Source organism: Sphingomonas mali NBRC 15500, from assembly GCF_001598415.1.
In the GTDB taxonomy this organism is placed as follows: Bacteria; Pseudomonadota; Alphaproteobacteria; order Sphingomonadales; family Sphingomonadaceae; genus Sphingomonas; species Sphingomonas mali.
Window position 1 is genome coordinate 1 of sequence record NZ_BCYX01000004.1, and the last position, 15,555, is coordinate 15,555.

11 protein-coding genes and 1 tRNA gene are annotated in these 15,555 nt (G+C 63.9%); 10 read left to right on the forward strand and 2 right to left on the reverse strand.

The window, feature by feature from the left end:
• Both SMA01S_RS24990 and SMA01S_RS04990 read left to right on the forward strand, forming a co-directional pair.
• A partial coding sequence (locus SMA01S_RS24990) for a hypothetical protein (RefSeq protein ID WP_218016839.1) occupies positions 1 to 311 on the forward strand: 311 nt, incomplete at its 5' end.
• Between the two features lie 135 nt (positions 312 to 446).
• Complete coding sequence (locus tag SMA01S_RS04990; protein WP_245649172.1) at positions 447 to 1,424, forward strand: alpha/beta hydrolase; 978 nt, start codon at positions 447 to 449, stop codon at positions 1,422 to 1,424.
• 40 nt (positions 1,425 to 1,464) lie between these two features.
• Here the strand turns inward: SMA01S_RS04990 and mutL are convergent, their stop codons facing one another.
• A complete protein-coding gene (gene mutL, locus SMA01S_RS04995) occupies positions 1,465 to 3,240 on the reverse strand; it encodes a DNA mismatch repair endonuclease MutL (protein WP_066818731.1) in 1,776 nt (591 codons plus the stop codon).
• A 142-nt stretch (positions 3,241 to 3,382) separates the two neighbouring features.
• Between mutL and SMA01S_RS05000 the strand changes: the two genes are divergently transcribed.
• From SMA01S_RS05000 to SMA01S_RS05025, 6 genes are all read left to right on the forward strand, one after another.
• Positions 3,383 to 4,426, forward strand: a complete 1,044-nt coding sequence (locus SMA01S_RS05000) for a rod shape-determining protein (protein WP_066818733.1) — start codon at positions 3,383 to 3,385, stop codon at positions 4,424 to 4,426.
• A 69-nt stretch (positions 4,427 to 4,495) separates the two neighbouring features.
• A complete protein-coding gene (locus SMA01S_RS05005) occupies positions 4,496 to 5,371 on the forward strand; it encodes a rod shape-determining protein MreC (RefSeq protein WP_066818735.1) in 876 nt (291 codons plus the stop codon).
• Complete coding sequence (gene mreD / locus SMA01S_RS05010) at positions 5,368 to 5,877, forward strand: rod shape-determining protein MreD (protein ID WP_066818737.1); 510 nt, start codon at positions 5,368 to 5,370, stop codon at positions 5,875 to 5,877. The genes SMA01S_RS05005 and mreD overlap by 4 nt, the downstream gene beginning before the upstream one ends.
• Entirely contained in the window at positions 5,874 to 7,952 is a 2,079-nt protein-coding gene (gene mrdA / locus SMA01S_RS05015) for a penicillin-binding protein 2 (protein ID WP_066818739.1), read from the forward strand. Before mreD ends, mrdA begins: the two co-directional genes overlap by 4 nt.
• A complete protein-coding gene (rodA, locus tag SMA01S_RS05020) occupies positions 7,945 to 9,072 on the forward strand; it encodes a rod shape-determining protein RodA (protein ID WP_066818741.1) in 1,128 nt (375 codons plus the stop codon). Before mrdA ends, rodA begins: the two co-directional genes overlap by 8 nt.
• 121 nt (positions 9,073 to 9,193) lie before the next feature.
• Positions 9,194 to 9,269 (forward strand) — tRNA-Lys (locus tag SMA01S_RS05025).
• Between the two features lie 105 nt (positions 9,270 to 9,374).
• On the opposite strand, the gene SMA01S_RS05030 is transcribed toward SMA01S_RS05025, so the two are convergent.
• Positions 9,375 to 10,472: a glycoside hydrolase family 62 protein gene (locus tag SMA01S_RS05030; RefSeq protein ID WP_245649161.1), complete on the reverse strand. Its 1,098-nt coding sequence runs from the start codon at positions 10,470 to 10,472 to the stop codon at positions 9,375 to 9,377.
• 593 nt (positions 10,473 to 11,065) lie between these two features.
• Here SMA01S_RS05030 and SMA01S_RS05035 point away from each other — a divergent pair.
• Both SMA01S_RS05035 and SMA01S_RS05045 read left to right on the forward strand, forming a co-directional pair.
• Positions 11,066 to 13,072, forward strand: a complete 2,007-nt coding sequence (locus SMA01S_RS05035) for a glycoside hydrolase family 43 protein (RefSeq protein ID WP_218016840.1) — start codon at positions 11,066 to 11,068, stop codon at positions 13,070 to 13,072.
• 503 nt (positions 13,073 to 13,575) lie between these two features.
• Complete coding sequence (locus tag SMA01S_RS05045; RefSeq protein ID WP_157093809.1) at positions 13,576 to 15,435, forward strand: hypothetical protein; 1,860 nt, start codon at positions 13,576 to 13,578, stop codon at positions 15,433 to 15,435.
• Positions 15,436 to 15,555 lie beyond the last annotated feature (120 nt).

Genomic DNA, 15,555 nt, shown 5'->3' on the forward strand with positions numbered 1-15,555 from the left:
GGGGGGGGGGGATTCAGTACGTCGAAACGCAGGCGCTCACGACAGCGGCAAGTGGGATAAGCGCGAACACAAACGGCAACACCTTCACGGTTCAATTCCTGTTCGTTCAACAACCTTGTTCGCTGCTAAAAATGCGTAGCCGGTCACGAAGTTTCCAGAAGATGAACGGAAAAGTTTTTCTTTGGGGCGGGAACATTTTTGATCTGCGCGGCACGCGCATCAAATTTTCGAGGGTGGTGGCTGGGCCGTCGACCTGCTTATTCAACGGCAGAACCAACCCGCCACGGCCCGCCGACTGGCAAACAATTTGACGCTCAGATGGCTGGCCGACGCGGTCGATCCCGACCGCTACGGTTCGGCCAGTACCGAACCGATACTTGATGACCGCGAGCATTGTTTCACACAAATGGTGCGCCTCTTCGACACCAGGAGGCTTTCCCTTGAAAATGCTCGTCACGCTGGCGGTTGCCGCTCTCACGTTCGTCACTCCTTCCTCAAGTCCTGAGCCTCGCGCGTTCAAACTAGTTGATCGCGGCGAACCGACCTTGCTCGTCCGTCATCTCAAGGGGCGAGGACCGGCGATATTGTTCGTTCATGGCGCGACCTTCCCGTCCGCGCTGTCGGTCGCATTCCGGATCGACGGCAAGTCGTGGATGGACGACCTGCACCGGCGAGGCTTCGACGTCTGGGCGTTCGATTTCGCCGGATATGGCGGCAGCGAGCGCGACGCGGCATTCGCCAACGATGATCCCGCCGCCAAGCCCTATGGCGCGGCCGAGGCGGCGGAGCGGCAAATCTCGCGCGTGGTCGGTGCCATCGAGCGTTCGGCGCATCGACGGCATGTGCTGCTCTTGGCGCATTCCTGGGGCACAATCCCGGCCGGCCTATTCGCCGAACACCACCCCGATCAGCTCGCCGGGCTCGTCCTGTTCGGCCCAATCATGCGGCGAGGCTCGGCTCCGACGCCGACGGTACGCGGCGCCGCCACATTGGTGACCGCGCAGGATCAGCTCGATTCGTTCTCCGCGAACACGCCCGCTCACCGGCCCGACATGGACCTGGCGGTCTACGCGCGCTGGATCGCGGCGTACATGGCAACCGATCCGGCCAGCGCCATCCGTACGCCCCCTGCGGTTCGTGTGCCGAACGGTCCCGTGCTCGATATTTTGTCGGCCCGGGCTGGCAGCCTTCCCTACGATCCAGGGAAGATCCGCGTCCCGACGATGATCGTGCGCGGCGATCGCGATGCGGTGACCACTTCCGACGATTTGGCAAACCTGGCACGCGCGCTAACATCGGTGCCCGGCGGGCCTGAGGTTGCGACGCTACCTGGCGGCGGTCATCGGATGCAGCTGGAGCACAGCCGAGCGACGCTATTCGAGGCAGTAGGTCGGTTTTTCGCATCACTCGGCCACCAAAGTTGAGGTTGGGGTGCGCGCGCTCAGATAGCCAGCGCGCGCCCCCCTACTTCCGGCCGAACAGCTTCTCGATATCGCCGTGTGCCAACTTCACCCAGGTCGGGCGGCCGTGGTTGCATTGGCCCGAATGCGGGGTGACTTCCATCTCGCGGAGCAGCGCGTTCATCTCGGCGACCGACAGCACGCGGCCAGCGCGGACCGAGCCGTGGCAGGCCATGGTCGAGGCGACATGGTCTAGCCGTTCCTTGAGGCTCAGCGCCTCGTCGAACGCGGCGAGTTCGTCGGCGAGATCAGTGACGAGCCCGGTGACATCCCCCTGCCCCAGCAACGCCGGCGTCGATCGGACCAGCATCGCGCGTGGGCCGAACCGTTCGAGGTCGAGGCCGAGTTCGGCCAGTTCCCCGATCCGCGCCTCGAGCCGGTCGCAGGCGGGTTCGTCGAGTTCGACCACTTCGGGCAGCAGCAGTGCCTGGGCCGCGACCTTGCCACCGGCAAGCGCGGCGCGCATGCGCTCGAGGACGAGGCGCTCGTGCGCGGCATGCTGATCGACCAGTACCAGCCCGTCCTCGGCTTCCGCCACGATATAGGTCTTGGCCACCTGACCGCGCGCGACGCCGAGTGGATGCGCGACGGTGTCCGGCGGCGGCGCCCAGGCCGGTTCCGCGCGGGCCAAGGGCGGCGGCGCGCTGAAGCTGGGCCGACGCTCGAACACCGCCGAGGGCAAGCGCGACATCGTCAGTGTGTCGCCTTGCGGCTCGTCCCATAAGGTTGGCGTCGGCGCGATCGGCTCGGGCCGCCAGGCGGCAAGCGCCGCTTCGTCGGGCCGCTGCGCGCTGCGATGCCCCGCTTCGTCAAGCGCGCGGCGAAGGCCGCTGACGATCAGCCCGCGGATCATCTGCGGCTCGCGGAAGCGCACCTCGGTCTTGGCGGGGTGAACGTTGACGTCGACCATGTCGGCGGGAAGATCGAGGAACAGGGCGACCACGGGATGGCGATCGCGCGCCAGCATCTCCGCATAGGCGCCGCGCACCGCCCCCGCGAGCAACCGGTCTTTCACTGGCCGGCCGTTGACGAACAGATATTGATGATCGGCAACGCCACGGTTGAAGGTCGGCAGGCCTGCGACGCCGCCCAGCCGCACGCCTTCGCGCTCCAGGTCGATCGCGACACTGTTCTCGATCAGCGCGCGATCGGTCAGCGCGGCGACACGGCCGGGACGATCTTCCGGCGCGTTGGTCGACAGCGCCCGCCTGCCGTCATGCTCGACCGAAAAGGCGATATCGGGCCGTGCCATCGCCAGGCGTCGGACAACATCGAGGCTCGCGCCATATTCGGCGCGCGGGCTACGCAGGAATTTGCGCCGCGCGGGAACGCGGTCGAACAGGCCCTCGACGCGGACGCGCGTGCCGGGCGGAAGAGCGGCGGGCCCCTCCTCCGTCACTGCGCCATTGTCGACCACGCGCCGCCAGCCATCGGCGCCGCGCACCCGGCTTTCGAGCGTCAGCCGCGCGACGCTGGCAATCGATGGTAGCGCCTCGCCGCGAAAGCCCAAGGTGACGACATTTTCGATCGCCTCATCGGGCAGTTTCGACGTTGCGTGGCGTTCGAGTGCGAGCGCCATATCCGCTGCAGTCATGCCGCATCCGTCGTCGACGACCTCGACCAAATCGATCCCGCCGGAGGCCAATTTGACGGCAATTCGGGTCGCCCCCGCGTCGATCGCGTTTTCGACTAATTCCTTCAACGCACTGGCGGGTCTTTCGACCACTTCACCGGCGGCGATACGGTTGACGAGATGCTCTGGAAGGCGGCGTATTGACATGGGTTTGACTCTAGACCAAGCGAGCCCATCCCGCGACCGCAAATGCCAACAAACCGGAGCCCGGATTTGGCTTTGGCGCACGGGATGAAACAACCTGGCGTATGCCGTCACAACGGCCTCGAATTCGGACGGTCACATCGAAATGGTCTTCTCGCGTTTCTTCAAATTCATGTCCCACGACATGGCGATCGATCTGGGGACGGCCAATACCGTCGTCTATCTCCGCGGTCGTGGCGTCGTGCTCAACGAGCCGTCGGTCGTGGCGGTCGAGACGATCAACGGGGTCAAGAAGGTCAAGGCAGTCGGTGACGACGCCAAGCTGATGATGGGCAAGACGCCCGACAGCATCCAGGCTATCCGCCCGCTGCGCGACGGTGTCATCGCCGACATCGACGTCGCCGAGCAGATGATCAAGCACTTCATCCACAAGGTGCATGGCGGGCAACGGCGTTTCATGCGCTGGCCGCAGATCGTGATCTGCGTGCCCTCGGGCTCGACCTCGGTCGAGCGCCGCGCGATCCGCGACGCCGCGTCGAACGCCGGCGCCAGCCAGGTGTGGCTGATCGAGGAACCGATGGCCGCCGCGATCGGCGCCGACATGCCGGTGACCGAACCGATCGGATCGATGGTCGTCGATATCGGCGGCGGCACGACCGAAGTCGCCGTGCTCTCGCTGCGCGGCCTTGCCTACACCACGTCGGTCCGCGTCGGCGGCGACAAGATGGACGAAGCGATCGTCTCCTATGTTCGCCGCAACCACAATCTGCTGATCGGTGAAGCGACCGCGGAACGCATCAAGCAGGAAGTCGGCACCGCCAAGCCGCCTGCGGACGGCATCGGCCTGACGATCCACATCAAGGGTCGCGACCTGGTCAACGGCGTGCCCAAGGAAATCCAGATCAACCAGGGCCAGATCGCCGAGGCGCTGTCCGAGCCGGTCGGGACGATCGTCGAGGGCGTGCGCATCGCGCTCGAGAATACGGCGCCCGAACTCGCCGCCGACATCGTCGACCAGGGCATCGTACTCACCGGCGGCGGCGCGTTGCTGGCGGGTATCGACGAAGTGTTGCGTGACGAAACCGGCCTGCCGGTGACGATCGCCGAGGACCCGCTGACCTGCGTCGCACTGGGGACCGGCCGCGCGCTGGAAGATCCGATGTTCCGCGGTGTGCTGCATAACGCTTGATTGAGTCTCGGGCCTGATCCAAGCCTGAGAGCGTAGGAATCCCGGGGCTTCGGGGTGCGAGGGAAGTGAATGGCGTCGCCACGCAACCGGCGCCCGGGTTATTCGCGGCGGGCGCAATATAGTCTGTTCATCGGCTACGTGATCGCGATCGCGGGCGTGCTCGTCGGCGCGATCCTGTTGCTGATCTCCAAGCTCGACCCACCCGCTTTCTCGGCATTGCGCGCCGGGACGGCGGAGATCACCGCACCGGTCAGCTGGGGCGTCGGCTCGGTCGTGCGCGGGATCGGATCGATCCCGGGATGGATCGGCAGCTATTTCGGCGTGCATGGCGAAAATGCGCGGTTGAAGGAGCAGGTCCAGCACCAGGAGCAAGTGCTGCTGAAGGCGCGCGCGATCGCCTATGAGAATATCCGCCTCAAGAAGCTGCTCAACATGCGCGAGCCGGCAATCGAGGACATCATCAATGCGCGATTGGTGAGTTCGTCGGCGTCGAGCACGCGGCGTTATGCGTTGGTCTATGCCGGCATCGCCCAGGGCGTGCACGCCGGCATGCCGGTGCGCGGACCCGATGGGCTGGTCGGACGGGTGATCGAGGCCGGCCCGGATACCGCGCGCGTGCTGATGATCATCGATCCGGAAAGCGTGATCCCTGTGCGGCGCCTGAAAGACGGTGCGCCGGGTTTCGCCGCCGGGCGCGGCGACGGCTTGCTCGAAGTGCGGCCGATCGCGATGACGACCGGGCAGTTCGCTCCCGGTGACATCCTGGTGACCTCGGGGACCGGCGGCATCTTCCCGCCCAACGTACCGGTCGCCAAGGTCACCGAACGCGGCCGCGACAGCGCGCTGGCGATGCCGCTGGCGCGCCCCGATGCGCTCGATTTCGCCACGGTGATGAAGACCTATTTGCCGCCACCGCCGCCACCGGCGCAGGACACGCGTCCGTGAGTCGGCCGCCGAGCGCGTTCGCTCCCCAAACCTCGCCCACCGGCCAGTGGCTCATTCCCGTCGGGTCGGTGATGGCGGGTTCTTTGGTCACCATTATTCCGTTCATCGCGACCTTTCCCGTGCTGCCGCCATTCGGCCTGATGATCCTGCTCGGCTGGCGCCTGATGCGTCCCGAGGCCTTGCGGGTCTGGGCGCCGATTCCCTTCGGGCTTTTCGACGACTTGGTCAGCGGTCAACCGTTAGGCAGCGCGGTGATGCTGTGGAGCATGGCCTTTCTGGCGATCGACATGCTCGACCAGCGGCTGGTGGCGCGCGATTTCTGGCAGGATTGGGTGCTGGCGACGGGCGCGATCGCCTTTGCGTTGATCGGAGGACGCTTGATCGCCACCGGGATCGAGGCCCATGTTGATACCCTGTTGTTGTTTCAGGTGATTGTGGCGGTGCTGCTCTATCCTTTCGTCGCTCGGTTGGTAGCCTGGCTCGACCGCAAACGGGGCCGCGCGTGAACCGTCCGACTCGCCTGGTCAACGAAGTCCAGCAATCCTACAGCTTCTCGCGTCGCGCGCTCGTATTGGGCGCTGCGCAAGGCGCGGTTGCGGTGGCGCTGGCCAGCCGCATGACCTGGCTCGCGGTGATCGAGAACCAGCGCTACCAGCTGCTGGCGGAAAGCAACCGCGTCAATCTGACGATGATCCCGCCCCGGCGCGGCTGGATCATCGACCGCTACGGCCATCCGATCGCCAACAATCGCACCGATTTCCGCGTCGACATCATTCCCGATCGCTTGCCCAAGGAGCAGACCGATCAGGTCCTGAAACTGCTCCAGCAATTATTGTCCCTGCCCCCCGAGCAGATCGCGCGGATCCAGACCGACCTCAAACGCGCCGCCGGGTTCCAACCGGTGCAGGTCGCGGAAAATCTCGACTGGGATCGGTTCGCGGCGATCCAGGTGCGCCTCCCCGAACTACCCGGCGTGGCGCCAACGCGCGGCTATTCGCGAAGCTATCCGGCAGGACCCGCGGTCGCGCATTTGACCGGTTATGTCGGCGCGGCGTCGGCCGAGCAGTATAAGCAGACGAAGAACCCGCTGTTCATCACGCCAGGCTTCAAGATCGGTAAGGATGGTCTTGAAAAAGCGCTGGAAGAAAAACTGCGCGGTTCGCCCGGCGCCAAGCGGGTAGAAGTCACCGCGCATGGCAAATTGGTGCGCGAACTAGCGACGCGGCAGGACGTGCCGGGTCACAACCAGCGGCTGACGATCGACGCGGGCCTGCAGGAATATGCCGCGCGCCGGCTCGGCACCAATTCGGGCTCGGCGGTGGTCATCGACGTGACCAGCGGGGACCTCCTCGCTTTCGTGTCGATGCCGGCTTACGATCCCAACAGCTTTTCCGACGGCATCAGCCACCTCGAATGGAAGATGCTGTCGGACAACGACCACGTGCCGCTGATGAACAAGGTTCTCCAGGGCCTCTATCCTCCCGGCTCGACGGTCAAGCCGATGAACGGCCTGGCGTTGCTGCGCGCCGGTGTCAGCCCCGACGACCGTATCAGTTGCGGCGGCGCGCTCAGGGTCGGCAACGGCATTTTCCACTGCCACAAAAGATCGGGGCATGGCCCGCTCAACCTCAAGCAGGCCATCATGGCCAGCTGCGACATCTATTTCTACGAGATGGTCCGGCGGCTGGGTTATGATCAGGTCGCGCCCGTCGCGCGGACGTTGGGGCTTGGGCAGAAGTTCGATCTTCCCTTCTCCACCCAGCGCTATGGCACCGTTCCGGACAGCGCCTGGAAGCTGAAGAAATACAAGGCCGAGTGGACCGTCGCCGATTCGCTCAACGCCTCGATCGGCCAGGGCTATGTGCTCGCCAATCCGATCCAGCTGGCGGTGATGGCCTCGCGCATCGCGTCGGGCCGGTCGCTGCAGCCGCGCGTCGTGATGAGCGGCAATGCACCGATCGCCAATCCGCTGCCGCTCAACCCCGAGCACCTCGCCTATATCCGCGACGCGATGTACGGCGTGGTCAATCAGGGCGGTACCGGCGGCCGCGCGCGCCTCAACATTCCCGGCGTCTCGCTCGGCGCCAAGACCGGCACCGCGCAGGTTCGGCGCATCACCATGGCCGAGCGCGCGGGCGGCGTGCGCTCGAATGCCTCGCTGCCGTTCAAGATGCGCGACCACGCTTTGTTCATCTGCTTCGCGCCGGTCGAGAACCCGCGCTATGCCGCTGCGATCGTGCTCGAACATGGCGGTCATACCGTGACCAATCTCGATACGCCGGGCATCGGCCGCGATATCATCACCTATCTGCTCGACCGCGACCGCGCGCTGAAATCCCTGGCCGAGGTCGAACCGACCTGGGGCGGCGACATCGCTACGCGCATGGCCGCCGAGACCGCCGCCTATAAGAGCCAGATCTCGCTGGTGCAGGGCGCGCAGACCGAGACCAACGCCACCGCGGCGCCAACCGACGCCCCCGCAGTCGAGGCAGCGACCGACGCCGCCAATTCATCGGCCGCGGCGATCGCCAATACCGCGCAGCCCGCCGAAGAAGGATCGCGCGAGGCGACCAATGACTAGAGGTTCTTCCGCCAATCTCGGCTTCGTGCCCGAGCCGCTCGCGCAATTGCCGTGGAAAGTGATCCTGCTGGTCCTGGCGATCGGCTGTTTCGACCTCCTCGTGCTCTATTCGGCAGCGGGCGGGCATATCCGCCCCTGGGCATTGTCCCAGGGAGTCCGCTTCTTCGTCCTGCTGGGCGGCGCCATGGCATTGTCGCGCGTTCGAGAGAGCACCTGGAGCTCGATCAGCCTGCCCGTTTACGGGGTCATCATCCTGATGCTGCTGGGCGTCGAGATCCTGGGCAAGGTCGCCGGCGGCGGCCAGCGCTGGCTCGAACTCGGCATCATCCGGCTGCAGCCGTCCGAGCTGATGAAGCCGTTCATCGTGCTCGCCTGCGCACGCTTCTACGAGATGCTTCCCCCTGCCGAGATTCGCAAGTTCGGCGCCATCTGGCCGCCATTGGTCCTGATCGGCATCCCCGCCGCGCTGGTGATGCTTCAGCCCGATCTCGGTACCGCGCTGATGATCACCGCCGGCGGCGTCACGGTCATGTTCCTGGCCGGCATTCCGTTGCGCCTGTTCATCGGCGGCGGGCTGGCCGGCGCGATCCTGGCGCCGATCGCGTTCAACTTCGTGCTCCACGATTACCAGCGCAATCGTATCCTGATCTTCATGGACCCGGAGAGCGATCCGCTCGGCACCGGCTATCATATCAGCCAGTCGAAGATCGCGATCGGATCGGGCGGCATTTTCGGTAAGGGATTCCTGAACGGAACGCAGAGCCATCTCGACTATTTGCCCGAGGGCCATACCGATTTCGCGCTGGCGACGATGATGGAGGAATGGGGACTGGTCGGTGGCGTGCTGCTGGTCATCGCCTGGTTCACGATCATCTGGTGGGCGGTCAACGTCGCCCTCAAGTCCGAAGGCCGCTTCGCGCGCCTGACCGCCGCTGGTCTGGCCACTACTCTGTTCTTCTACGTCTCGATCAACATGGCGATGGTGATGGGCATGGCACCGGTGGTCGGCGTGCCGCTGCCGCTGATCAGCTTCGGCGGATCGTCGCAGCTGACGGTGCTGTTGTGCATCGGCATCCTGATGTCGCTCGACCGCCAGAACCGGCAACAGACCCGCTGGTAGCAGTCAGCGGGCGCCAATTGCGGCGCCGCAAAAAAGGGGTTGCAAAGCGCGCCCGCGATGGTAATTGCGCCCCTCCCCGTCCGGGGAGCCGCTCTTAACAGCGGCAGCCGCAAGCCGGCATGGACGCATAGCTCAGTTGGTAGAGCAGCTGACTCTTAATCAGCGGGTCCTAGGTTCGAGCCCTAGTGCGTCCACCACATTTTCAATGACTAGACGGGCCAGCCAAGGGCGGCTCAACGGCCAGATGCATAAGATTGTCGGCCGCCGCGAAGCTCGGCAATTCCACCCGCCCGCCTAGGGTCCTACTTGGGACACATGTCCGAGATCGGATTTGGTCCCTTGGCTGTCAGAAGACCGAGCCGGTATGGAAGCTGGATGTAATCGGAGGGGTGAACCGACGGGTCGTTACCCTGGAACAGAAACCGAAGCGGCTTGCAGGGGTCAATGACCTGGGTCTGATCCGTCGTGTCCCGGATCAGTTCGCCATGAGAAACGCCCTCCGACCAGATGCCTTCCACGTTGTCGGCCGTCGCAAAGGGATTCTTGGCGGCTGTGCCCAGCGGCACCCAGTTGCCTTCCAAACCTTCGCTTTTCCATATCCGGAAATAACGCCCCTTCGGGCTGATCGCCTCAACGACGGTAAGGTACGTATTGGTTCCCTTTACCCGATAGTGGCTGCTTGCCTCGAACGCGTCCTCTCGGGGCTGGGTGATGACGATGACGGTATTGTGGAAGCCATTCGGGAATTGATCGATCCCCGTCTCCGACCGCATGACATGGCCATCATCATCGGTATTGAAGAGATAGCACTTGGCGTCGTCGCAGATGATGTAGAAATCGAGCCACCCCTTCCCCGCCGGTGGCTTGATGATGTCAGGCGCCGTGGCAAAGAACGGGCGAGCAGGGCCCCAGGACATCGGGTCGTCGATGTCTGTCGTGGTGGAATACATGGGGTCGCCGCCCTGAAATATCAGATACCAGAGCTTTTTCGGCGCAAAGTAGAATACTTCCGGCGCCGCGCGGTACCCAGGGCCTATCGGCGATTTGTCGAGGGGGAATATCGGCGCCGTCGATGCGGACGGCCAATCGGCGAAGCTTGTATAGGCGATGCCCCATCCCTTCGATCCCGCCGTGGTCATGAAGACATGGTATTTTCCGTTCGCAAATACGACGGATGGATCCTTTACCGCGTAAACGGTCTGGGATGGATCAGCTTGCGGTCCGATCAACGGTGCGCTTGATTTCCAATAAAAAGCTCCGTGAGACGGCGCCAGGGATGACGGGGATAAACCGGCAGACGCCCCGCCGTTGACGCATCCGGCCAACATGGCCGCGGCCGCCAGGCTCACCGGACAGAAAGCCAGGGCCTTCATTCCCCGCATGTTTTTCTGGGTTTTCATAGAATGAAAAGCTGGCGCAGGAGCTGGAGTGGGGGCCCGCGTTCCGCTTCCCTCTCCGCACGCAGTCGGGCCGAACGCAACCAGTCCCGACAGCGGCACCCGTCGGTGCGCTCGCCCACAAAATTTCATTTCCTCGTCCCCGGCTCGTCGGCCGACAACGCTTGCGCACTGCCGCCGAGTTCATGACGGGGCTATACGTCATCAAAAATGGCGCTTCGGGAATTGTTTCGGGCCGGAAAATGATGGCTGCGAAATGGACGCGGAGACAGCGAACTGGCTGCAGCGCCGCCTCGTCCGCCCGAATCAAGATTAGTCGAGATATCAGCGGATCCTAGATCCGGATTCTAATATGTCCTACGCTATTTCAAGTACTTAATAGGAATTAAATAGGCTAGGCCGGACCTGGCTAACTCGCAAGGCACATCATAGCCGATTGCTGGTAGCGTTATCAGATTTCCGCTTTGTGATATCGGGGCGCAAAATGAGGGAGAGGCATAATGCGGCTTGGGTCGAAATCGTCCGGACTCGTCATATCCGGGCTGGCGTCATGCCTGGCCTTTACGCTGATAGCATGTGCATCGCCCGCTTCCGCCGTGGATCGGGACGGTCCCCTGGCGCGCGCGTCCAAGGGCATGTCGACCGCGACCTGGACGCCGGATAACGGCGACGGAACGTTCACCAATCCACTGTTCTATGACGAATTTTCAGATCCGGACCTGATCCGCGTCGGCGACTGGTTCTACCTGACCGGCACCACCATGCACGCCATGCCGGGCCTGCCGATCCTGCGCTCAAAAGACTTGGTCAACTGGGAATTCGTCGCCTACGCATTGGACAAGCTCGACATCGGCCCGGCCTACCGGCTGGAGGACGGCCGGAATATCTATGGCCAGGGTATCTGGGCGCCGTCCTTCCGCTACCATAACGGCAAATTCTACATCTTCTCGAACATCAATGGCCAGATGACTCAGATGTTCACAGCGACCGATCCGAAAGGGCCGTGGACGCGCACGCCGATGAAGCGCAGCTTTCACGACCTGTCCGTCCTGTTCGACGACGACGACAAGGCCTATGTCGTCTGGGGTCACCAGGACATGCACCTGGCCCAACTTACCGATGACCTGACCGACATCGTCCCGGGGACCGAGCATGTCCTGTTCACCGCCGATGCCGGGATGGGCGAAGGCGCGCATTTCTACAAGATCGGTGGCAAATACTACATCATCAGCGCCGAATATGCCGGCGGCTTTCGCATGCCGGCGGCGCGGGCAGACCATGTGTTCGGCCCCTATGAGGTCAACCGATCGATCAGTCTGCACGAGGACTTCGGCATGGCGTCAAGCAAGCGCCTGGGTACGCCCAAGCCACCCTTCGAGTTCTGGGGCCCCGACCCCGCCGCCAAACATAGCCTGGCGATGCACCAGGGGGGCATCGTCCAGACGCCCGAGGGCGAATGGTGGGGCTTTTCAATGATGGATTTCAATTCCGTCGGCCGGCTGACGGACTTGTCGCCGATCACCTGGAAGGACGGCTGGCCCTATTTCGGCCTGCCGGGCAATCTGACGCGGACACCGCGGACCTGGGTTAAGCCGAAGACCGCCAGACCGCAGCCGGTGCATGTGCCCTATCGGCGCAGCGATGACTTTTCGGCGCCGCGGCTCCAGCCGATATGGCAGTGGAACCATGTTCCGGTCGACGGCAAGTGGTCGTTGTCGGAACGGCCGGGTTTCCTGCGGCTTCACGCCTTGCCGGCGACCTCATTCTATGACGCGCGCGATACACTGACGCAGCGGGCGATCGGGCCAATGTCGACGCCGACCGTGCTGCTCGATGCGTCGAACCTGAAGCCGGGCGACACGGCCGGCCTGGGGTTGCTCAATTTGCCCTACGCCACGTTGGGCGTCGAAAAGCGCGCCGACGGGCTCGACATCGTCCTCTTTGACCAGCGCCCCGACAAGACAGTGCGGGTGAAGATGACCGGGACGCGCATCTGGCTTCGCGCCGACTGCGATTTTCTCACCGAACGGGCGCGCTTCAGCTACTCGTTCGACGGCGTCACCTTTGCCCCGATCGGCGACGAGGTCGAACTGTTCTACCAAACCTTCACTTTCCAGGGCATTCGCTACGGATTGTTCAGCTACAATAGGACCGGCGCCGAGGGCGGTTTCGCCGATTTCGACAATATCCATGTCTATCAGCCGCATACCCGTGGCCTGATGCGGCCCATTCCCTATGGGCGATCGATCCGGCTGACCTCGTTTCATGCGACGACCGGACTGGCAGCGGGTCCTATGGGCTTGGCTTCGGCTGTCCCGACGCGGTTCGAGGTCGTCGACCGCAAGTTGGGCCGCGTCGCACTGCGATCGGGCCGACTTTATGTCACGGTCAGTGCAGATGGAGCGGTGACGCTTGGGGCCGGCCAATCCGGCACGGTGCAAAACTTCCAATGGATTGAAACGCCGACAGGCGAACTGGTGCTGATGTCGCTGGCTACCAACCGCTTCCTGCGCATCGATCCGCAGACCCGGGATATCCGTGCCGACAGTCCCGGCCCCATGCCCGACGACAGCGACGGCACGCGCTTTTTCTGGTCGGGATAGAGGGGCGCCGGCGAACAACGGCGCAACGGCTGGTGGCGATTCCCAGTCTTTCGATACCACTCCGGCCGCTGAAGGATCCGCAGGGCCGCCCGGTAGACCTCGCGTTTGCACTCTACGCTCCCTAGGCAGCGCCAGCTCCGCGTTTTTGCGCGCGGCGAGGCTCGCCCTCGCGCTCGAGATGGACGCTGAAGAGGCGATGCCTGGTCCGAACGACCGGCATGTCCATGTCCGTTTGGCCAACTTGCGGAGCTTTGTCGGGGCCGCCTAGAGTCGGCGTCGATACGGCACTGGAGAGTTGAGCGTTAATGCTACGATCCAATCCGCAGCGGAATTGGGTCGCTCGGTCACGAGCGGCACTGATGGTTGTCCTGGTTCTGGCAGGCTGCGGCGAAGGAGGCAGCAGCGGCAGCTCCGGCGGAACCCCGGCGCCAACACCCACGCCGAACCCCAGCCCGACACCGACGCCCTCTCCGACACCGACCGTGGCCCTGACCGCCTCGCCCATGACGATCGCGCCCGGCGCGTCGAGTACGCTCAGCTGGACGAGCTCCGCCGGCGCGACAGGCTGCACCGCGAGCGGCGGCGCGCCGTTCGACGGCACCCAGCCCGCGAGCGGGAGCGTCACGGTAAGTCCGGTAGCGACGACCAACTACGTATTGAGCTGCACCTTCGGCTCGGGGCCGATCGCAGGCACAGCTACCGTGACAGTGGCGAGCTCACAACCGCCCGGCGGGGCGGCAGGCGCGTTCGCCAACCCGGACGACGGCAACATTCCCGACCGCGCCCTCCACCCGCTCGCCTTTCCCACCGCGACGGGCTATGGCCGCGCCACAAGTGTTCGCGCGCCCAATGCGGTGGTCTACAAGATCAACACGCTCGACGATGTCGCCAATCCGAACGACGGCAAGATCAGTTATCGCGAATGCGCCCTCGCACTGGCAGTGGCCACGCCCTATGCGATCCCTGCCGGTCGGCCCCGCTATTGCGTGTTCGACGTGGCGGGCGCGATCATTCTGCAATCACCCGCGCGCATCACCATTCCCAAAATCTACATCGCCGGCCAGACCTCCCCGGGCGGCATCGAATTCCGCCTTGGCGCCAAATACAATCCGGTAGACTCGCTGATCGATACACGGCGTGGCGGCGATCATATGATCCTGCGCCATGTCCGGGTGCGGCTGGGCGAACATCCCGGACGACTTTCGGAGAATGGCGATCCGATCCGGCTGCAGGCCACCAGCTTCCAGATCATCGATCATGTATCGAGCATGTTCGGCACCGACGAGAGCCTCGACACCGCCTGCCAGAATTGCACGATCCAATGGTCGATCATCGGCCCCAATATCTGTCTCAATGCCGGGCACACCTCGTCGCTGCATTGCAAGACATTCTTCCTGAAGCCGGCGTCGAATGTGACTATTGCACACAATCTGTCTCAGCATGGCGAGCAGCGCGGCATCAACATCGCGCCGGGCTCCAACCCGCCGACGGTGGGCAATCTCGGCCAGGCCGACATCATCAACAATGTCCTCTACGATTTCATCGCCGAAACGGGACTGATCTCGAACCAATTCGGCAGCGTCTATGCAAATTATGTCGGCAACGCGAACCTGCGCGGTCCGCGCTACAATGCCAGCGACGGCAATTATCTGATCGGCCTCTACACGCCGGGAGGTGCTTCCCCCTTCGGGTTCAACATCTATGCCCGCGACAATGTGACGCCGCGCACTCGCGTCGCCGGTCAGTTCGGATCGACCGTGACCGATCCGTTCGTCAATGCCGCAGGTTTCATCGCGCATGTCGTACCCTCGACGATCTGCGGCGTGACAGCCTCGGGCGCCGCCGATTGTACACGCACCGGACTGAGCGTCATCCAGAACACGGCCTATGCGCTCGCGCCGGGACGGTCTCTGACCTACGATCCGGCACGCATTACTTCACCGGAGCAGGCGCTGCGCGACGTACTTGCATTTTCCGGCGCCGACCGCTGCCGCGACGGTCCGTGTCGTGACAATGTCGACGCCCTCTATGTGGACGATGTCCGCACCTGCGACACGGCGCCCTGGCTGTTCCAGAACGCATGGACCTCGACTGTCGCCCAATCGGGCGGGTGGGCGATCCTGACCCAGGGGCCGGCGAAGCTCGACAGCGACAATGACGGCATGCCCGACGACTGGGAGCGCCGCTTCGTCAACACCAACCCCTATGTCTGGGATGCCAATGACGATGCCGATGGCGACGGCTATCCCAATATCGAGGAATATCTGAACGCGCTGGCGCAGGACGACGTGCGCTATTCCGGCTTCATTGGATCAGGCACGGGGCGCGTGCCTGCCTATAATTGTGGGCGACCGATGTATTAAGGGCGAGCGCCGCGGGCGCAGCCCAACAGTTTGAATTCGGTGGTCACAAATCGCTTTCCCTTCGCTCCGCCGAGCGATTGCTGATCCATCATATGTTCTGGTCGAGGACCTTGCCTCTCT